Annotated in this window: 15 protein-coding genes; 11 read left to right on the forward strand and 4 right to left on the reverse strand. The window is 68.3% G+C overall.

All coding sequences use genetic code 11. The features are described from left to right. Nucleotides 1-27 precede the first annotated feature (27 nt). Nucleotides 28-903: a glucose-1-phosphate thymidylyltransferase RfbA gene (gene rfbA, locus AC1DCT_RS16880; protein WP_477230794.1), complete on the forward strand. Its 876-nt coding sequence runs from the start codon at nucleotides 28-30 to the stop codon at nucleotides 901-903. 17 nt (nucleotides 904-920) lie between these two features. Here rfbA and AC1DCT_RS16885 read toward each other — a convergent pair whose 3' ends face one another. After that, nucleotides 921-1,766, reverse strand: coding sequence for an NAD-dependent epimerase/dehydratase family protein (locus AC1DCT_RS16885; RefSeq protein ID WP_477430410.1), 846 nt, complete (start codon nucleotides 1,764-1,766; stop codon nucleotides 921-923). Between the two features lie 147 nt (nucleotides 1,767-1,913). Between AC1DCT_RS16885 and AC1DCT_RS16890 the strand changes: the two genes are divergently transcribed. Both AC1DCT_RS16890 and AC1DCT_RS16895 read left to right on the forward strand, forming a co-directional pair. Then, on the forward strand, nucleotides 1,914-2,828 hold the full coding sequence (locus AC1DCT_RS16890) for an ABC transporter permease (RefSeq protein WP_477430411.1): 915 nt from the start codon (nucleotides 1,914-1,916) through the stop codon (nucleotides 2,826-2,828). Further along, on the forward strand, nucleotides 2,828-4,024 hold the full coding sequence (locus AC1DCT_RS16895; protein ID WP_477230791.1) for an ABC transporter ATP-binding protein: 1,197 nt from the start codon (nucleotides 2,828-2,830) through the stop codon (nucleotides 4,022-4,024). The genes AC1DCT_RS16890 and AC1DCT_RS16895 overlap by 1 nt, the downstream gene beginning before the upstream one ends. A gap of 4 nt (nucleotides 4,025-4,028) precedes the next feature. Here the strand turns inward: AC1DCT_RS16895 and AC1DCT_RS16900 are convergent, their stop codons facing one another. After that, complete coding sequence (locus AC1DCT_RS16900) at nucleotides 4,029-5,480, reverse strand: glycosyltransferase (protein ID WP_477230790.1); 1,452 nt, start codon at nucleotides 5,478-5,480, stop codon at nucleotides 4,029-4,031. Nucleotides 5,481-5,662: 182 nt separating this feature from the next. Here AC1DCT_RS16900 and AC1DCT_RS16905 point away from each other — a divergent pair, with 182 nt between their 5' ends. Genes AC1DCT_RS16905 through AC1DCT_RS16915 form a run of 3 tightly spaced genes read left to right on the forward strand, consistent with a single transcriptional unit; the run spans nucleotide 5,663 to nucleotide 9,989 of the window. Further along, entirely contained in the window at nucleotides 5,663-7,543 is a 1,881-nt protein-coding gene (locus AC1DCT_RS16905; RefSeq protein ID WP_477430412.1) for a rhamnan synthesis F family protein, read from the forward strand. Next, the gene (locus tag AC1DCT_RS16910) at nucleotides 7,540-8,772 is read left to right on the forward strand and encodes an acyltransferase family protein (RefSeq protein ID WP_477430413.1); all 1,233 of its coding nucleotides are present in this window, start codon (nucleotides 7,540-7,542) and stop codon (nucleotides 8,770-8,772) included. Before AC1DCT_RS16905 ends, AC1DCT_RS16910 begins: the two co-directional genes overlap by 4 nt. Continuing rightward, nucleotides 8,769-9,989, forward strand: a complete 1,221-nt coding sequence (locus AC1DCT_RS16915; protein ID WP_477230787.1) for an alginate O-acetyltransferase AlgX-related protein — start codon at nucleotides 8,769-8,771, stop codon at nucleotides 9,987-9,989. Before AC1DCT_RS16910 ends, AC1DCT_RS16915 begins: the two co-directional genes overlap by 4 nt. 44 nt (nucleotides 9,990-10,033) lie before the next feature. Here the strand turns inward: AC1DCT_RS16915 and AC1DCT_RS16920 are convergent, their stop codons facing one another. Then, complete coding sequence (locus AC1DCT_RS16920; RefSeq protein ID WP_477430414.1) at nucleotides 10,034-12,181, reverse strand: glycosyltransferase family protein; 2,148 nt, start codon at nucleotides 12,179-12,181, stop codon at nucleotides 10,034-10,036. 87 nt (nucleotides 12,182-12,268) lie between these two features. On the opposite strand from AC1DCT_RS16920, the gene AC1DCT_RS16925 reads away from it, so the two are divergent. Beyond that, the gene (locus AC1DCT_RS16925) at nucleotides 12,269-13,168 is read left to right on the forward strand and encodes a glycosyltransferase family 2 protein (protein ID WP_477430415.1); all 900 of its coding nucleotides are present in this window, start codon (nucleotides 12,269-12,271) and stop codon (nucleotides 13,166-13,168) included. After that, a complete protein-coding gene (locus tag AC1DCT_RS16930) occupies nucleotides 13,158-14,975 on the forward strand; it encodes a glycosyltransferase (RefSeq protein ID WP_477230784.1) in 1,818 nt (605 codons plus the stop codon). The genes AC1DCT_RS16925 and AC1DCT_RS16930 overlap by 11 nt, the downstream gene beginning before the upstream one ends. Here AC1DCT_RS16930 and AC1DCT_RS16935 read toward each other — a convergent pair. Further along, nucleotides 14,968-16,104: an NAD-dependent epimerase/dehydratase family protein gene (locus tag AC1DCT_RS16935; RefSeq protein WP_477230783.1), complete on the reverse strand. Its 1,137-nt coding sequence runs from the start codon at nucleotides 16,102-16,104 to the stop codon at nucleotides 14,968-14,970. The two genes, AC1DCT_RS16930 and AC1DCT_RS16935, sit on opposite strands and share 8 nt — an antisense overlap. 322 nt (nucleotides 16,105-16,426) lie before the next feature. Here AC1DCT_RS16935 and AC1DCT_RS16940 point away from each other — a divergent pair, with 322 nt between their 5' ends. From AC1DCT_RS16940 to AC1DCT_RS16950, 3 genes are read left to right on the forward strand one after another with little or no spacing between them, the layout of a single operon-like run. Further along, complete coding sequence (locus AC1DCT_RS16940) at nucleotides 16,427-18,880, forward strand: FG-GAP-like repeat-containing protein (RefSeq protein ID WP_477430416.1); 2,454 nt, start codon at nucleotides 16,427-16,429, stop codon at nucleotides 18,878-18,880. Then, entirely contained in the window at nucleotides 18,877-19,476 is a 600-nt protein-coding gene (locus tag AC1DCT_RS16945) for a hypothetical protein (protein WP_477430417.1), read from the forward strand. The genes AC1DCT_RS16940 and AC1DCT_RS16945 overlap by 4 nt, the downstream gene beginning before the upstream one ends. After that, nucleotides 19,476-20,021 carry a hypothetical protein gene (locus AC1DCT_RS16950; RefSeq protein WP_477430418.1) on the forward strand — a complete coding sequence of 182 codons (546 nt, stop codon included), beginning with the start codon at nucleotides 19,476-19,478 and terminating at the stop codon, nucleotides 20,019-20,021. Before AC1DCT_RS16945 ends, AC1DCT_RS16950 begins: the two co-directional genes overlap by 1 nt. Nucleotides 20,022-20,036: the final 15 nt, after the last annotated feature.

Below are 20,036 nucleotides of genomic sequence, written 5' to 3' on the forward strand. Positions count from 1 at the left end.
TCCCTCGGCGTGCAGGACACTGGTCAGATGCGTGGCATCATCCTCGCCGGTGGGACCGGCTCGCGCCTTCATCCGATCACGATGGGCGTCTCCAAGCAGCTCGTGCCGGTCTACGACAAGCCGATGATCTACTATCCGCTGTCGACCCTCATGCTGGCCGGCATTCGGGACATCCTCATCATCACCACCCCCCACGACGCCGAGCAGTTCGAGCGCCTGCTCGGGGATGGCTCGCGGTTCGGCGTGTCGCTGACATACGTGCAGCAGCATTCGCCCGACGGTCTTGCCCAGGCGTTCACCCTGGGTGCCGACCACATCGGCAGCGACACCGCGGCCCTCGTGCTCGGCGACAACATCTTCTACGGTCCGGGCATGGGCTCCCATCTGCGCGAATATGCGGATCTCAGCGGTGCGGCGGTGTTCGGATACTGGGTGGCGGATCCGACCGCGTACGGGGTGGTCGAGTTCGACGCCCAGGGCCGGGCGCTGTCCATCGAGGAGAAGCCGGCTCAGCCGAAGAGTAACTACGCGATCCCCGGTCTCTACTTCTACGACAACGATGTCGTCGAGATCGCGAAGGACCTGAAGCCGTCCGCGCGAGGCGAACTCGAGATCACCGACCTGAACCGCGTCTATCTGGAGCGCGGAGACCTGCAGGTGCAGATCCTCCCTCGGGGTACGGCGTGGCTCGACACGGGAACATTCGACTCGCTGAGCGAGGCGACCGAGTTCATCCGCACGGTGCAGAAGCGCCAAGGGCTCTCGATCGGCTGCCCGGAGGAGGTCGCCTGGCGGTTGGGATTCCTCACCGACGACGAGCTGCGTGAGCGCGCTGAGCCCTTGGTGAAGAGCGGCTACGGTCAGTACCTGCTGGACATCGTCGCGCGGGGCCGGAGCCGCTGAGGCGGCGCCCGGGGTGCTCAGCCCCGGGCCATGACCTCGCGGATGACGGCCGCGTCTCCCCACACACCGGGGGAGTCGTAGGGACGGTCAGGGAAGGCGCCGTACTCCAGCGTGATCGGGAGACGGTTCTCCTCGATGAACTGCTCGACTTTGTCGGCGAGCGAGATCGGCTCACCCGTGCAGCAGTTCAGCGTGCCCGTGACATCGGAGGCCTCCGCCAGAGCGGCGAGCTGGCGGCCGAGTTCCTCGACGCGGATGAAGTCGTAGCGGTTCTTGCCGGACGTGAACGGGAACGTCGGCTTTCCCTCGTCGGCGGCTTCGAGCAGCTTTCGGAAGATCGAGTTGCTGCGGCGGTCATCGCCGTAGATGTAGTAAGCGCGCGCCCACGCGAGACTCGTCTCCGGCGGCAGCGCGAGGGGGAGCGCCCGCCGGAGCGCGTCCTTCGCGATGCCGTACTGCGACAGCGGGTTCGTCGGCGTGTCCGCGGTGATCGCGCCCTCCCAGTAGCCGACTTCGTGCATGGTGCCGAGAGCCACGATCCGCGGGCACCCCGCCTCGGCCGCCGCCGTGAGCAGCCGGTAGTGCGCCGACAACTGCCCGAGATGCGCGGGAGAGTTGTGGGTGAAGCCGTCCTGCCACGCGAGGTGGACGATGCCCTGCAGGGATCCCCAGGTGCGGATGTCGAAATCCGGCGCCAGGATGTCGGCCTCGACGCGGATCGCGCGGGGATCCGTGACGGCCGACGAGCCGGGTCGGACGACCGCGAGCACCTCATGACCCCGATCGGCGAGTGCGGCGACGACGTGCGGTCCGAGATAACCGCCTGCGCCGGTGACGACGAAGCGCGAGCGAGAGTCAGTCATGAAGACGCCACCGTTCCATTCCCGCGTCCGTCGAGCTGCGGACGTCCGTCACGAGGGTACCGGATCTGCTCGTGGGTCCCGCCGCCGGGATTCTGACAGGTGCCTGCAGTAGGCTGAGAAGGTTGGGTTGGACGACGTGGGAGCACGGTGGATACGGAACCTCGATACACGCGGCTGGCCGCCGCGCCGTTCATGCGCGCAGACGCATCCGGGCTGAAGCTCGACGTGCGCGGAGGCAAGGTCCGTGAGATCTTCCAGCGCCGGGAGCTGCTGCAGCTCCTCGTGCGCCGCGATCTCCAGGCTCGTTACCGGGACAGCTTCCTCGGTTTCCTCTGGACTGTGATCCGACCCATCATCCTCTTCCTGATGTACTACGTCGTGCTCGGGAAGTTCCTGCGGGCCGCGGACGGCGTCCCCGATTTCGCGGTCTACCTCTTCGCCGGACTGACGCTCTACGGCTTCTTCAACGAGATGGTCGTGAGCGCGACCGGCTCGATCCTTGCGAACTCGGGTCTGGTGAAGAAGATCTATCTCCCTCGCGAGATCTTCCCGCTCGCGAGCATCGGCGGTGCGGGGTTCATGTTCCTCGTGCAATGCGTCGTGCTGCTCGCCGCTGCAGTGCTCTTCCACGCGCTACCGGGCGACCTGACCCAGATGCTGTGGTTCTTCCCGTCCGTGGCGCTGATCCTCGTGTACGGACTCGCGCTCGGTCTTCTGCTCTCGGCGGTCAACGTCTACCTCCGCGACGTGCAGTACCTGCTCGACGTGGTCGTGATGCTCGCCATGTGGGCATCGCCGATCGTGTACACCTGGGGCATGGTGAAGCGCGCCTTCGACAGCTTCCACCTTCCGTCCTGGGTGTTCGAGATCTATCAGAACAATCCGATCACACTCGGCGTCCTCGGCTTCCATCGGGCCTTCTGGGGTGGCGGCACGACCGCCGACTACCCTTCCGAGCTCGGATTGCGCATCTTGATCGCCTTCCTCATCGGCGTCGTGCTCGTGTTCATCGCCCACCGCGTGTTCACGCGTCTCCAGGGCAACTTCGCACAGGAGATGTGATGGTCGTCTCAACTGTCCCGGGTCCGGTCGTCGTTCGCGTCGAGGACGTCACCAAGACGTTCCAGGTGCGCAAGGACAACACTCTCAAGGACCGGATCGTCCACCTCGGCAAGCTCGGCCGGGAGCACCGGGAGCGCTTCACCGCGGTGAACGGCGTCTCGCTGGAGATCCAAGCGGGCACCACCGTCGGCCTTCTGGGCGCCAACGGGTCCGGCAAGAGCACGCTGCTCAAGCTCATCGGCGGCATCGTCGCGCCTACGAGCGGCGCGATCTTCAATCGCGGCCGGATGGCCGCCCTCCTGGAGCTCGGCGCCGGATTCCATCCGGACCTCAGCGGACGCGAGAACGTGTACCTGAACGCCGCGATCCTGGGGCTCAGCCGTGAGCAGGTCGACGAGCAGTTCGATGCGATCCACGAGTTCAGCGGGATCGGCGATTTCATCGACACCCAGGTGAAGTTCTATTCGTCGGGCATGTTCGTCCGCCTCGCCTTCGCGGTGGCGATCCATACCGATCCGGACGTGCTGCTCGTCGATGAGGTGCTGGCCGTTGGTGATGAAGCCTTCCAGCGCAAGTGCATGGAGCGGATCGCGCAGTTCCGAGCCGAGGGCCGCACCATCATCCTGGTTTCGCATTCCGCCTCGCAGGTGCAGGAGCTCTGCGATCGTGCGGTCGTACTCAAGGACGGCCAGGTCGTGTTCGACGGAGACGTGAACAGGGGAATCGCGGCGCTTCGCGATGTGCTGGAGGGCCGCCGACTGGGCGAACTGCACGAGCGCGGGGCCGAGCAGCTGGTCGAGGTCACGGCGATCACCCTGCACGATGACCAGGGCACGGAGATCAGTGAGGTGCAGGTCGGGGATCCGTTGACGGTGCGGATCCACGCTCGCGCCCACCAGGCGATGTCGCGCTGGGCGGCGGGCTTCAGCATCGACACGGCCCTCGGGCAGATGACGATCGCATCCAACACGGAGCGACTGGGAATCACCCTCCCCTCGATCGAGGCCGGCGAGACGCATGTGGACTTCCGGATCGAGAAGGTCTATCTGGGCGCCGGCCAGTACTACATCAACGCCAACGTGTCGGAGGTGATCGACATCAACTCGCACGTCCTCATGCAGGGCAGGATGTTCACTGTCCGTGCCGACACCGCGACTCTCGGTTCGGTCGCAGCCGAGATCTCTGCCGGCGTCTGATCGCTCAGCGGCGGCGAAGCCGTCTCCCGAGACGTCCGGCGACGCGCACCGGCGCGGACAAGCGCCAGGACGCGCTGGTGTGGACGCGGTCGAGTTCGTCGCGCGCGTTCACGAGTCTCTCGCGGGTCGCACCGAGCTGCCCGCCGAGCTCCAGGATCTTGGCCTCCAGGACCTCGATGTGCCGGGTCCGATGGGCATCCAGCGACTCGATCCGCGAGGTCGGGTAATCGGCGGCATGCCTGGGCGTAAGGCAGAACTCGATCAACGGCGCGAGGGCGCGATCCCACGCGAACGTCTGGCTGAAGGCGCGGACATTCTCTGCGAGTGCGGCTCTGTCATCGACGAACAACGTCTGCTCGAGCGCTGCGACGAGCGCATCCACATCCTCGGCGGGCACCACCGCGCCTAGGCCGTTGTCACGGACGAGGGGTGCGAACGCGTCCCCGTCGGTCGCCACGATCGGCAGGCCCGCCCAGAGGTAGTCGAGGATCCGCGTCCGGAAGCTGAACGCGGTCTCGATGTGATTGAAGTGGGTGCTCACCCCCAGGTCGGCGTCGAGGAGATAGTTGATGCGGTCGTCGTAGTCGGTCCAGTCCATGTTGAAGAACACCTGGGTGTCCACGACGCCCAGGTCCTTCGCCAGTTGCAGCGCTTCGACCGCCATGCGCGATTCGTGCACCGCCGGGTTCGGATAGGTCATGCCCAGGAAGTAGAGCTTCACCTCAGGATGGCGCTGGGAGAGCCGATGGACGGCTCGGATCAGCGTGAGCGGGTCGAACCAGTTGTAGACGCCGCCGCCCCAGATGATGAGCTTGTCGTCTGCGCCGATCCCGTCGACTGCGTCGCGGATGGCGTGTCGCGTCTGGGTGGGGACGTCACCCGAGACGCCGAATGGCACGACGTCGATGAGCGTGCGCAGGCTTCGGTCGGCGTCATACGTCTCCGGCGAGATGCGCCCCAGCGATCCCAAGTGGCCGAGCCAGAAGTCACGCTGCTTCTCGGAGGCGCAGATCACGAAATCCGCTCGGCGGAGCTGCGTCGTGAGCATGTCCACGCAGTACTTGACCAGGAAGCTGCGCCCCTCGGGCCCCTCGTCCTTGGCGGACTCGAGAACCTCCAGGTGCAGCGGATCGTAGACGTCCGCAACGATGATGACTTCGGATTCGACCAGCCAGGGGTGCAGTGCGAACACCTCGCCCTGGGCGATGACGACGTCGGCCCAGTCGACCTGCCGCCGCAGCTCGTCGTCGTCCGCCGTCAGCACGTCGAAGTCCGGGTGCGTGAGCGACGAGTCCTTGATCGAGACGAGCCGCACCTGAGCCACGGCGACCAGGTGCTTCGCCATCTCCCACGCACGGATCGCAGGTCCGCCCATCTTGCGGCCGAACGTGTCGGGGCTGACGATCAGGACGCGCTGCGTGCCGTGAGGCTCGAGCGGCTGAGACGAATCTGGCATTGAGGGTTTCTCTCGGCTTCGGATCGGGTCGACGTCGTTGTGGCCCGGACGGAGGGACGCGCGGTGCACCGCGGACCATGGTCCGGCTCATCCTATCCGGCCGTCCGCAACGGACCGGTCCCAGGGGTCGCGCAGGAGGCACGGATATACTCGACCGGACTGTCCAGTATGTGAGGAGCCTCGTGAAGCGCATCGCCTTCTACCTGTTCTGGGACAAGGAAGGGATCGTCGACCGATACATCCCGTACTGCCTGGAGAAGCTCCGAGAGCATGTCGAGCACCTCGTCGTGATCTCGAACGGTCCGGTTTCGGAGAGCGGGCTCGTCGCTCTGAAGGGTGTCGCCGACGAGGTCTGGGAGCGCGACAACGTCGGATTCGATGTGGGCGGCTACAAAGAGTCCCTGGAGCGATTCGGGTTCGATCGTCTCGCGGAGTACGACGAGCTCATCCTTCTGAACTACACCTTCTTCGGCCCCGTGTATCCCCTCTCGGAGATGTTCGCGAAGACCGATTCCTGGGATGTCGACTTCTGGGGGATCACCGAGCACGGCGAGGTCGATCCGCACCATTTCGCCACCGGCGGGGTGCTGCCGCGGCACATCCAATCGCATTGGCTCGCCGTCCGGAAGTCGCTGCTCATGTCGCCGGCGTTCCGGCACTACTGGGAGACGATGCCCCAGATCACGAGCTACGAGCAGTCGATCGACCGTCACGAGGCGCGCTTCGCGAGGTACTTCGAGGATCGCGGCTTCACCTGGCGGGTCGTCTACCCGTACACCGATTTCCCCAGCCGCAACCCCGTCCTCGATGACGTCGTAGAGCTGACTGCGGACCGATGCCCCATCGTGAAGCGCCGCACGTTCTTCCATGATCCGCTCTACCTCTCGGATCACGCGATCATTGGGCGGGACATCATCAGCATCCTCGAGCAGACCTCGGACTATCCGCTGGAACTGATCTGGGAGAACGTCGCTCGCACGATGGAGCCCCGCGTCGCGGCGACGAACTTCTCGTTGCATCGGATCTACTCCGACGCTCTGGAGATCGACGCCGAGCAGCTCGAGCGCACGCGCGGGATGCGCGCCCTGGTGGCGATCCACTGCTACTACGAGGACATGATCGACGAACTCATGGAGTACGCGGAGCGCGTACCCTGCGAACGGCACGTTGTCGTGACGACCGACACCGAACAGAAGCGCGCCGTGCTGGAGACCGCGCTCGTCGCTCGCGGCGTGTCGTCGTACGAGGTCCGCGTGACGGAGTCCAATGCCGGACGCGACGTATCCGCATTTCTGCTCACCTGCGCCGATCTTCTCCGCAGTGACGACTACGACATCGTGGTGAAGATCCATTCGAAGCGCTCTCCGCAGGACGGCGCGGTCGCAGGAGGGTGGTTCAAGCGCCATCTTTTCGGCAACCTTCTGCATTCCGAGAACTACACGGCGAACGTCCTGAATCTTTTCGCTGAGCATCCCGAGATCGGGATGGCCATCCCTCCCGTGATCCACATCGGCTTCCCCACGATGGGTCAGGCCTGGTACCTCAACAAGCAACCGGCGGCTCGGCTCGCCCGACGGCTCGGCATCAGGACGCCGCTCGACGCGTCGACCCCGCTGTCCGCCTACGGTTCCATGTTCATCGCCCGCCCGCGGGCGCTGCGCGCGCTCGTCGACGCCGGACTGACCTGGTCGGACTTCGAGGATCAGCCGTACAGCGATGGCTCGATCGCCCACGTCATCGAGCGTCTGTTCACCTATTCCTCGCTCGGCGCGGGGATGCCCGTCTACACCGTGCAGAGCACGGAACTTGCGTCGATCAACTACCCGTTCCTCGAGTACAAGCTCCAGAACTTCAGCCAGGGGCTGCCGGGTACGGTCATGGAGCAGGGGGCTTACCTCGAGCGTCTGAAGTCGGCGTCCGGTGTTCTCGGGTTCAGCAAGCGCATCGTCAACACGCGATTCCCCATGCTCGCCCGCGCGCTTTTCCCGGCGTACGACGCGAGCCGGAAGGTGTATCGGCGAATGCGCGCCGCCCGCCGTTCGCCGAAGCGGACCAGCGCGTGAGCGTCGTGCGCAGCGGGCCGCTGAACGTCGCGCAGGCGTTCGACCCGCGGGCGAACTCGCTCGACTTCCTGCGCTGGCTCATGGCGTTCCTGGTGATCTTCTCGCATGCAGGTCCCATCGCCGGTTTCTATGGCGGTGAGGACCTGGGCGTCCAGATCTCGCGCGAGCAGTCCCTGGGTGGCGTCGCGGTCGCCGGTTTCTTCTTCTTCTCCGGATTCCTCATCACCAAGTCGCGGATGGGCCGCTCGACGATGTGGCGTTACCTGTGGCGCCGGTGCCTGCGGATCTTCCCCGCGTTCTGGGCCTCGCTCATCCTCACGGTCCTCGTCTTCGCGCCCGTCGCGTGGCGCACCGTCCACGGCACGTTCGACGGCTACTGGAGTGCGGTCGTCGAATCGCCGAAGACGTACTTCTTCGACAACATGTTCCTGTTCCTCAATCAGCGCAACATCGGCGGTCTCGGCGAGACCGTGCCGTACTTCCAGATCCATGGTGCGCGAGACTGGAACGGTTCGGCCTGGACGCTGTCGTACGAGTTCCTCTGCTATATCGTCGTGGGGCTTCTGGGCCTGTTCGGTGCGCTCGCGTCGAAGAGATTCGCAACGGCCTTCGCGGTCATAGTCATCGGCCTGAACGCTCTCCAGTGGCTGGGCGCAGGCAACATCGCGGGGCTGAACCGAGTGTTCGCGGACCCGTTCATCCTGATGTTCTTCGCGCCGTATGCGTTCGGAATGCTCTTCGCCTTGCACGGCGACAAGATCCCGATCGACGACCGGGCCGCGTTCGGAATGCTCGGACTGGGCCTGTTCACCTACGCGTTCGGCGGGTGGAACGTCGTCGGTCAGTACGGCTTCCTGTACTTCCTGATGTGGTGCGGTGTGCGCCTGCCGCTGACGCGCTGGGCGCGGTTCGGCGACTTCTCCTATGGGATCTACATCTACGCGTGGCCGCTCATGACTCTGGCGACGTATTTCGGGCTGCAGAAGCTCGGGTGGATCGTCTACCACGGCACGATCGTGGTGGTCGTGCACATCCTGGCTATCCTCTCCTGGCATCTGATCGAGAAACCGGCGATGTCGCTGAAGGACTGGACGCCACGCTGGCTCGCTCGGTTGCTGCAACGGCTCTCCCCGCTGACGACTCGGGCGAAGAGGCTGATCGTCCATCCAGACTTCTCCTCCACGCGCTTCGCCGACACCCTGCGCGCGCAGAACGGAGCGCAGTCATGAGCGCGGGGACGCCCCTGCACAACGTGCACGCCGTCGAACAGGAGAAACCGCGCTCCCACGCCCGGCGCATCCTGCACTTCGTTCCGCTGGCGGTGCTGATGGTCATCGTGCTCGTGCTGGCTGTGATCGGCGGTAGCACGCGACTAGCGGCGCACGAGGCGGCGCTGCAACAGCAACGGCAGGTTCTGACCCAGGCTTCGCAACAGGAATCCCTGCCCGCGAGCTGCACGTCGTCGCAATTCCCCTCCCATCCGATGGACATCTGGACCGGGGCGCGGACGGCGGACTCGGAGGCGAAGTTCGCCGCCCATCCCGACGCGCTGGGGATGCGCGTCGCGGGGCGCGACGGCTTCGACTTCTGGGGCGACGCGCAGTCCCAGAACATGTCTCAGGCTCTCGGTCGCGCGCCCTGGCTGGACTCGCAGTTGGCGCAATGGGTGACGTATTTCCAGGGGCTCGACAAGCAGCTCCGCAAGGACGGACGAGACCTCGTGATCGTGGTCGCGCCGGCGAAGTGGGAGCTCTACCGCGATCAGCTGCCCGAGTGGACGCAGGAGCTGCAAGGTCGCACGCATCTCGAGCAGTTCCTGCAGCATTCGGGTGACCTGCCCGTGGTCGACGTGCGCGGCGCCATGCAGGAGGCCAAGCAGACGGCGCCGGTCTTCTCGGCCGTCAACTCGCACTGGACGCCGTACGGCGCGTACGCCGCCTGGCGACAGACCGTCGCGTGCGCCGAGGCACTTCACCCCGGCTCGGTGTGGTCGAAGATCCAAGTGCCGGCCGTGACGGGCGTCGAGACCGGTGCTGCGCCGAACGAGTTCACGCCGTACGGGGACACGTCGACGCCGCAGGACTGGACGACGCCCGTGACGGCTGCGGCGACGGAGGCGGCGCGCTCGACCATAACGACTCCGGATGGGCAGCAGAAGGCCGGCCCGTCGGACGGCGCTGTGGGGCTGCTGGACATGCCGGCGCGCACGGAGAGCACCTCAGGCGCGGGACGCGCGCTGATTCTGCGCGACTCCACAGGGGAGGCGCTCGCACCCGCCTGGGCGCACGCGTTCCAGAGCACGTGCCAGATCCGCCACAACTTCGACTACCCGGACAAGCGTCCCGATGTCGCTGCTGAGGCGAAGACGTGCGGAGCGGACACCGTGCTCTTCGTGTTCGCGGAGCGCTACTTCTCTCAGGCGCCGCCCGCTCTTCCCGCTGGCTGAACGGCGGCGGCGCTGACGCACGCCGTCGGCGCTTCCGCCGCAGTTCAGCTGCGCTCGAGGACCATGTTGAGCAGTTGCCGTGCACGAGCATCGAAGGAGTGCTCGGTGCGGATCCGCGCCGACAGGCGGGCGAGCTCCTCGTCCGCGGCGAAATGGTCGTCCAGCGGTGCCTCTGTCAGCGCCAGCAGTTCTTCGTCGTTGCGGAACGTGCGCACGGCGCCGCCGAAGATCTCGTCGATGCCTTCCACGTCATCACTGATCGCGCGTCCGCCTGCGGCCACGACATCGTAGAGGCGATTCGAGATGAAGCCCTCGCGTCTCATCGCAGGCCAGTGGTCGTTGAGCACGGCGCCGGCGGATTCGTAGAGCACCGGAAGCTCCTCGTTCGGCACGTGGGGCGCAGCGATCGCGGATCCGGGGATGTAGCCGCGCCAGTCCGGGCCGTAGACGCGCACGCGCCGACCGGCCTTCAGCGGTATGACCACGGCCGGACGCGCGATCCCGCGCGCCGTGCCGACGAAGACGAGATCGTCGCCGCGCACGGCTCCCGTGGGGCGGAATCTCGTCGCATCCGTGCACTGAAGGAGTGGCTCGATCGGCGTGCCGAACCGCTCGGCCGCGTCCTTCGCCCACGCCGCCGAACCTGCGACCACGCGGTCGTATCCGGCGACCTCGTCGGCGGAGATCTCGTCGGGGTGGCTGATGATCCAGAGCAGTCGGTGCGGGGCGCCCGGCGCCGGCAGCGGATGCGGTCCGCGCAAGCTCAGGACGACGTCGTCGTGCTCGGACGACGGACGGTTCAGCGCCGTGCGCGCGTCGACGGCGACGTACTGCCCGAGCCGTTCCAGGGCGGCAGCGAGGGAGCGCGCGAAATGCGTCTCGCCCCAGGATTCGCCGCGCGGTCCTGCGGGAGCGGCGGTCTTGATCGCCCAGCGCAGACGCGGGGCGCTGCTTCCGTCCGGAAAAACGAAGGTCCCGCGGTCCGCCGCATAGCGGGGGTGCGTGCCATCAGCGGCGGTGATCCATCCCGCACGGCGCAGGCCGCGCGGCGCGACATCGAGCAGAACCTCGCCCGGATGTTTCGCCGGAGACGGGACTCCGTCGGTCTCGGCTCCGATGACAGCCTCGTCCAGGAGCGTGCGTGGAGGGCGGACATCCCCGGTGATGCTCGCCGCGACCGGGGAGTCGAGGGCTGCGACACGGAGTTCGACTCCCACGGCCACGGCGTCCTCCCGCGGGAATCCGCGCAGCGCCCGGTAGGCGTGCCCGTCCTCCACGAGGAGGCCAGCCGAGGACACGGCGCCGGGGGGCGATATCCACACGGGCGCGACGGGACCGAACCGCGCGGCGTGCGCAAGGCGCTGGATCGTCGCGCCGGTGATCTCGGCCCCGGGGATGCGACGGACGATGACGGCGCCCCGAGCCGGTGCGACAGGATCCGCGTCCTCGCTCTCGACGACGCGGATGCGCGCGTCTCCGAGGGAGAGAAGACCCGCGAGCATGCGGACGTCCCGCGGCGCCTCGGCGACCTCCAGGACCAGGCCGACACCGGCATCCCCTACGTCATCGGGCTCTGCGTCGCGCAGCACTCCGAGCGCACCGCGCAGGCCCTCGCCGTCGGCATCGCCGGCATCGAGCCGCCACCGCAGCACCGTGCCCGGCGGCGGTACCTCCGTGCTCTGCGGCCGAGCGCTCGCGGGCTCGAGGGCCGCCGCGCGGAGCATCCCGAGATCCGCGGTCGCCCCGCCGCGGAGACCGACTGCGCCGCCCGCGCGCAGCCCGCGCCAGGCGCTGCCGAGCACACCGCCGGGGTCCTTGCGCCAGGATGGATCGGACCGCGCGTGCGCGGGTGCGTCCCAAGCGAGGGTGGTCTCGATCGCGGCCTGATCGGCGATTAGATACGCGTACATCGCGGGGACGCGGTCCGAATCCGGGAGCTGCGCCGAGACGAGACGTTCCGAGAACAGCGGATTGAGCGTCAGCCCGGAACGGAACCCGCCGTGGACGTAACGGCGGATCGCCTGTCGCTCGGTGACGGCCCGTCCGAGCTGGCGGGAGACGAAGTCGGCGTCCACCACGTCTGCGCGCCGGATCGTGCGGGCCCACCAGAACCGGTCCACAGCGGTCAGCAGGGTGCGCAGAACGGGCAGGGAGCGCGCGGCGCGCCAGAGTCCTCGGAGGCGGTTCAGCACGTTACGGAGTCTAGGCGTTCACGGGGACGCACCATCCGGGGATGGTAGCCTTCGAGCATCGAAGCCCCAGTTCCCACAGGAGATCTCTTGCCTGAAACGTCCGCTCGTGTCGGCATCGTCGTCAGGACCAAGGACCGGCCGATCTTCCTGGAGCGGGCTCTGCACGACATCGCGCGACAGACCTTCGCCGACTGGTCCGTCGTCGTGGTGAACGACGGCGGAGACCCCACACCCGTCGATCGGATCCTCGCCGCACTCGAGTCGGAGCTCGGCGCGCGGGCCTCCGTGATCCATCGCACCGAAGGCCTGGGACGGTCCGCGGCCGCGAATGCCGGTGTGCGGGCGCTGTCCACGGAGTTCGTCGTCCTTCACGATGACGACGACCTTTGGGCGCCGCATTTCCTCGCCGATTCGGTCGCCTGGCTCGACCGTGCTCCCAAGGACGCGGGAGTGGTGAGCCGGACCGAGATCGTCTACGAGCGCATCGACGGTGATCGGCTCGAGGAGACCGGGCGCGAGCCGTTCTGGGGCGAGATGACCCGGATCACCTATGCTGACATGCTTCAGGTCAACAGGTTCGTCCCGATCGCCTATGTCTACCGTCGCGCTCTGCATGACGAGGTCGGCCTGTACCGCGAGGACGTGCACGCGGCCGAGGACTGGGAGTTCAACCTCCGTGTGCTGCGGCTTCATCCGATCGGCTACCTCCGCGGCCGGGTAGGCGCGTACTGGATGCAGCGTCGCGGCGTGGACGGGATCCTCGGCAACAGCATGTTCGTCCTGGCCGACGAGCACGACCATTTTGACCGCATGATCCGCGACGAGGCGCTGCGAGCCTTCGCGGCGACGCACGGCGACGGGTTGATGCTCTACCTGTCCCGCTACATCCAGGACGAGGTCGAGCGCCAACTGTCGGAGCGTGCATCCCTCGGACAGCGAGCCACCGAGGTCGCGCGACGAGGATGGCGCCGTTTCCGTGGCCGCTGAGACCGGCGTCGTCGCGCAGCGGGTGGTGTTCCCCGTGGACGGGATCGCGGCTGAGGCCGCGCCGCTGTATCTGCGTGGCTCCGCGGCAGTGGAGGGCCGTCGCGCAGTGCGGATCCCGGCCCGGCAGCGTGCGTCGTTCGCGACGTACTTCAATGCCTTCCCCGCGGGGATCTGGGCGTCGGTCGCCGGGATCGACCGCGTGGCTCTGCACCTGCGGGCGGAGGGCGAGGGAGTGCTCCGCCTGCGCGGTATCACCGCCGACGGCGTTCCGCACGCGCTCGCCGAGGCGCGAGGCGACGGACTCCTCTCTCTCGACACGGGGTCGTTTCCGGAGGGCCTCACCTGGGTCTGGCTGGAGGTCGAGGCCGGCGCGAGCCCCAGCCGGGTGATCGATGCCGAGTGGCTGGTCGACGCGCCGACGCGTCCGGTGCGGATCGATGTGGCCATCACCACCATGAACCGGGTCGACGACTGCGCTCTGCTCCTGGATGCGCTGGGCGATGCCGAACTTGCCGGCACCCTGTCACACGTCGTCGTCGTCGATCAGGGCTCGGATCCGATCGGCCCGCATGCGCCGCGCGAACGGTTGCGCAACGGGACGCCGCTGCGGGTGCTGGTGCAGGAGAATCTGGGCGGATCCGGAGGGTTCAGCCGCGGCATGATCGAGGCGCTCGGCACCGGTGCGACCCATGTCCTGCTGCTCGATGATGACGTGCGGATCGAGCCCGAATCGATCCGGCGTCTGCACGTGCTCGCCGCGACGGCGACCGATGACCCGTTGCTCGGCGCCCAGATGCTCAGCATGCTCGAGCCCACGGTGCTCCATTCGATGGGGGAGCGGATGGACCGCTCGACGATGTGGTGGCACTCCACCGAGCCCGAGCTCTCCGCCGCGGATCTCGCCTCGCATCCGCTGGAGAGCACGCCCGGACTGCGGCGCTTCCGTCCGGTGGATTTCAACGGCTGGTGGATGTGCCTGGTGCCGACCGCCGTGGTGCGCTCGCTCGGGGCGTCCCTGCCGCTGTTCATCAAGTGGGACGACGCCGAATTCGGTCTTCGCGCCGCGGCTGCCGGGCACCGCACCGTGACGGTGCCGGGGGTGGCGCTGTGGCATGTGCCGTGGACGTCGAAGGACGATGGACTGGACTGGCAGGCCTATTTCCAACTGCGCAACCGGCTGGTGACCGCTCTCGTGCACGATCGACGTCCTCGGCGGGTGCTGAGCGCGACTTGGCTGCAGGACGTGAATCATCTGCTCTGCCTGCAGTACGGATCCAGCCGTCTGCGCAACGCCGCTCTGGAGGACGTCTTGTCCGGCCCCGAGCATCTCGCGGCGACGCTGCGTGGCGGCAGGGCACGGGCTCAGCGGATCCTGGCGGAGGCGGGCCAGGCTGTGCGCCCGGACGGGGACGCCGACGCACCTGCCCCGCTGCGCGACGAGTCCGCGCCGCGCGGTGCTGTCGGGCAGGCGCGGCGGCTGGCGCGCGTGGTCCTGCATCAACTCGCGCCGGTCCGGGCGGGCAGCAGACCGGCCGAGTCCGTGCCGAGGACGTCGGGCAAATGGTGGCGGCTGGGGCTCGCCGACGAGGCTCGCCTGCGCAGCGCGTCCGGGAGCGGGTACTTCCTGCTGCGTCGCTCGCGCCGGCGGGCCGGGGCGCTGCTGCGGCGCTCGGTGGGGCTCCGGATCCGGCTGTGGTGGTCCTGGCGGACGCTGTCGCGCCGGTATCGGGACGCCGCGCCCGAGCTCGCGGGGGAAGACTTCTGGCGGACGGTCTACGCCGGCAGCGAGCCGACCTCGGTCATTTGAGGAGCTTCCGCTCCGCCATCTCCTTGAGGGAACGCTCGTACCCGTCGGGCTCGATGGGCTCGCTGAGCACCCACTCGGCGAAACGCTTCACACCGTCCTCGAAAGCCACGGTGGGACTGAAACCGAGGACTTCGCGCAGCGCCGTCGTGTCCGCGACGTTGTGGCGGATGTCGCCGAGACGATAATTGCCGGAGACTCGCGTCGGCACCTCGGTTCCGTACGCGGCGAACAGTGCTGCGACGACCTCGTTGACGGAGGTCGCCACCCCGGATCCGACATTGAGGATCCGGCCTGCGGCCGCGGGTGCGGTCGCCGCGAGATATGTCGCCTCGACCACGTCGTCGATGTAGACGAAGTCGCGGCTCTCCTCACCGTCCTCGAAGATGTTGATGTCCTTGCCCTGGCGGATCAGCGTGGAGAAGATCGACAGGATCCCGGTGTACGGGTTCTTCAGCGACTGCCCAGGGCCATACACGTTCTGGTAGCGCACAGAGACCGGCTCGACGCCGATCGTCGGCGCAACGGTCATGATGAGCGACTCCTGCATCTGCTTCGTGATCCCGTACACCGACGACGGGTGCACGAGGGCCGTCTCGTCGGTCGGGATGAGCCGCAGTTCACCCTCGCCCCGCACGTGGACATCGAAGTCGCCGACGGCCATGTCGGCATCGCTCCGGTGCTCGGGGTACACCCGTCGGCCGTCCGCGGTCTCGTACGCCCCTTCGCCGTAGATGGACCGGGAGGATGCGATCACGACGCGGCGGACGGAGTTCTCCTCGTTGGTGAGGATGTCGAGGAGTTTTGCGGTCCCGCCGACGTTGGCGTCCACATAGCGGTCGATCTCGTACATCGACTGGCCCGTTCCCGTCTCAGCCGCGAGATGGATCACGACGGTCGCATTCCGAAGGGCGCGTCGCAGATCCTCCTTCGAGGTCACCGTGCCGACGATCACCTCGGCCACTCCGTCGAGGGAGCGCAGCAGCGGTGACGTGGTGGCGGGGTCGTCGCCGTGCACCTGCGGGATGAGCGAGTCCAGGACGGTGACGGTGTGACCGTCGCGAACGAACCGCGCGGCCAGGCGGGTGCCGATGAATCCGGCTCCGCCGGTGATCAGGACGTGTTCCGACATCGATGCTCTCCTCGGGCGTTCGGACGGTGCGCGGCGGTGCTCGATGCATCGGGCCGGCCTCGGCTCAACTCCGCGAAGACGCGCCGACGTCGACTTTAGCGCAGTGCCGTTCGCCGATCGGGATACGCGCGACAGGAGCGATCTCCGCAGGGGAGTTCTGCTCGAGGTTCGACAAGACTAGTATTTCGTTCACACGGGGGGTCATCACCCGTTCCCCCCGGCGGGCGGCTGTGGGAGTTGCCCGGGACACTGGGGACACTGGGGAAGCGCCATGGGGCGTCAGGCGATGTTTGGCGATCGCGCGAACACGCGACGATCCGGCGTGCGCACGGCCGCGCTGATCACGGCCGCGCTCGCGATTCTGGCGTTCTGCGAGTTCAGCATCGCGGATCCGGTCGTCGCGGCGTCGCCGGTACAGATGATCGCCACGGGCCTCACCGCGCCGCGCGGGGTGGTCGCGGACCCCGCGAGCCGGCTCTGGGTCTCGGACGCGGCGAAGGGGTTCTGCCGCCTGAGCGCGCCGTCCGGATCGACCCCCGGCGCCATCGAGGCCACCACGTGCCTCGGGGCGGCGAGCGGCAACCGAGGTCCGAAGCTGCCGGGCCAGGCCGCACTGCTCACCTCGTCGGCGGGGACGACCGTTCTCGTCCCGGACGCGGCGAAAGGCGCCGCAGGTGTCATGCGCGCGCAATGGAACGCCGGAGCGGGAACGTTCTCCTACCGCGACACCCTCACCATCTTCGGCGGAAGCTCGGCGCCCGCCGCCGTCGCCGTCGGCGCCGACGGACACGCGTACGTGGTGCTCGGGGGCGCGCGCGCGATCGTGCGCATCGTGGACCCGGCATCACCGCAGCCGACTGTGGAGACCGTCGGTTTCACCGCCGCGACGGGAAACCGGGCCGTGGTGGCGGGGACTCTCGGGACGGCCGGTGTGCCGCTGTACGTCGCCTCGCCGACCGGAGTCGCGGCGTTCTCGGTCCCCAAATCCGGTATCGGCAGCGGCGGTCCCGCCAAGACGTTCGCCGTGGTCGCATCGCTGAGCCTTGCGCTCGACGCGACCGGGGCGACGGTGTACGCCGGCACGGGCGGGGCGACGACGGTGGGCGGCGACACCATCGCCGCGATCGACGTGGCGAGTGGTCAGATCACCGCGAACTGGGCGAGCGGGTTCACGCGCGTGGGCGGCATGGCCATGCAGGGCACTGGCATCGCGGCCGTCGACAGCGGCTCCGTCGCCGCCTCGCCGGGAGCCACGGGCTCGGCGTATCTCGCGGGTGCGATCCTGCCCGTGATCGCCGGCGGTCCGACGGCGAAGGAAGGATCCGCAGCGGCGGATCCTCGGTACACGAACAACCCGCAGCCGTCGTTCACCGTCGCGTTCGCGGGCGGGGGCGGGCTGCAGTGCGCCTTCGACGACGCGAACTGGTTCATCTGTAGCCCGGGACCCGTTGCCGCGCCGGCGCCGCTCGCGGACGGCACGCACAGCTTCAGCGTCCGAGCAGGGAGCACCGGAACGCCGGCGCGACAGACCTTCACCGTCGACACTGTCGCTCCCGCGGCGCCGGTCGTCACCGCGCCGGCGAACGGTGTGACAGTCGGAGCCACGACGGTGCTGCAGGCGTCTGCGGAGACCGGTGCGGTGATGCGATGCGCGATCGACTTCGCGTCGGCGGCGGTGTGCACCTCGGGTCAGACGCTCACCTTCACCACGTCCGGCTCGCACAGCGTGCACGTGACGGCGACGGACGCGGCCGCGAACACGAGCGCGGAAACGCTCGTCACGGTGGTCGTCGATCTGACTCCCCCCACCGTGACGATCAGCGCCCCCGCGGCCGATGGCACGTCGTTCACGGGCACCGCGTCGTTCACCTTCGCCGCGCAGCCGTCGGCGGGGACGACCTTCGCCTGCGGCATCGATTCCGGTGCGGCCGGCGCATGCACCTCGCCGGCCGCGTTCACCGGGCTGTCCGCCGGCACGCACACTTTCACGGTACGTGCGACCAGCAGTCTCGGGAACACCGCAAGCGCCTCGCGCACGTTCGTCTTCGTCGTCCCGACGCCGACCGTCGTGACGGCGACGCCTGCAGGCGGGGCCTACCCGGCCGGTCAGCAGATCTCGCTCGCGATCACCCCGGCCGGCGGCGTCATCCACTACACGGTCGACGGCTCCACGCCGACGAGCTCGTCGCCGATCTACGGCACCGCGCTGACGCTGAACCAGGCGATGACGCTGCAGTACCTCGGAACCGACGCCCAGGGCGGCAATCCTTCGGCGGTCGTCACGCAGAAGTACACGATCGCCGTGCCGCCGCCTGCCACGCCCGCCGCCCAGGACTTCACCTCGGACCACTTCAACGACGTGCTGGCGGTGACCTCCGGGGGCGTGCTGTGGCTGTACCCGGGTAACGGCGCCGGCGGGTTCCTCGCGCCGAGCCAGGCCGGGACCGGCTGGGGCGGCATGACGGCGGTCTTCACCCCCGGTGACTGGAGCGGGGATGGTCATCCGGATGTGCTGGCGCGGGATGGGTCGGGGCGGTTGTGGCTGTATCCGGGTGATGGTTCGGGCGGTTGGGGTTCGCCGGCGGTCATCGGCACGGGCTGGGGCGTGATGACGGCGGTGTTCGGTGTGGGTGACTGGAGCGGGGATGGTCATCCGGATGTGCTGGCGCGGGATGGGTCGGGGCGGTTGTGGCTGTATCCGGGTGATGGTTCGGGCGGTTGGGGTTCGCCGGCGGTCATCGGCACGGGCTGGGGCGGAATGGTGGTGCTGCTGTGAGCCGTGACCTCGGCGTCCGCCGCGAGCACGCCGTCTTCGCGCTGATCTTCGGCTGCCTTCTGGCCCTGACCGCCTGCAGCGGTGGCGATGGGGGTAGCGGATCCGCGACCGCGTCGCCAGGGATGGGCACGTCGACACCCCCGGCGGCGCCCACGCCCGCTCCCACGCCGGTGCCGACCGACGACGGCACCCCGGGGCCCGGCCCGACCGGCCCCGGGGACGGCGGACCCTCGTCGCCCGGAGACTCCCGCTTCATCCTCGATTGCATCGCCGTGGACGGGGCCTCCGCGCAGTTCGCCACGCTCGCCGACGCATGGGCCTCGCCGGACTACGTCCGCATCACCGGCTGCACGGCAGGGCCCGCACGCGACGACATCGTGCTCACGCCGGACGAGCAACAGGTCGCGGCGCTCGTCGACGGCGGAGCCGATCCGCTCACGGCGTTCCTGCAGGCCTTCGCGGCCTGTGTGCGGATCCCGCCCGACCGGATCCCGGAGCAGCCGACCGGCCTGCTCCGGGGCGTGCAGGCGCTGTGCCCTAAGGCGCCCGAAGCCGGCCTCGTCTCGTCGGCGCTTCAGGACAGGGGGGACGGCTGATGAACGGACCGGGTTCCGACGCGGGGCTCTCCCGTCGGCAGTTCCAGCACGCGGCGTTGTGGAGTGCGGCGGCACTCACCGGACTGGCGCTCACCGGCGCTCATCCCATGGCGGCGCCGGTGCCGGCGCCTCCTGGTGCGGTCGGACCCCCTGCGCTCGTCCTGGACGGAAACCCGCGCTTCCAGTTCCAGCCGATCACGCCGGTCCCGGATCAGTTGCGGCTGGGGAGCCTCCACGATGTCTGGGCGAGCTCGAACTACATCACCTACACGGACTGCGTCGTGACCTACGTCGGAGGCGGCGACTTCGTCCTCACCGGTGAGGAGCAGGCGATCGTCGATGTCATCGCGCAGGCGGGAGGCGACGTCTCGGATGGGCGCGTGGCCTACCTCACGACGGTCGCGGCGAGCACGCGCATGGATCCGCGCCGCCTCGCGGCTCGCCTGGCGGAGCTCGGCGCGCCCGTTGTCCGCGGCTCGCTCGCACTGGCCCCGGACGCCCCGCAGGCGCGTCTCTTCCTGGACTGGCTCTCCGGGAACGGCTGATCGGCCCCAGGGCGA

This window comes from Microbacterium sp. 10L49 (assembly GCF_056395125.1).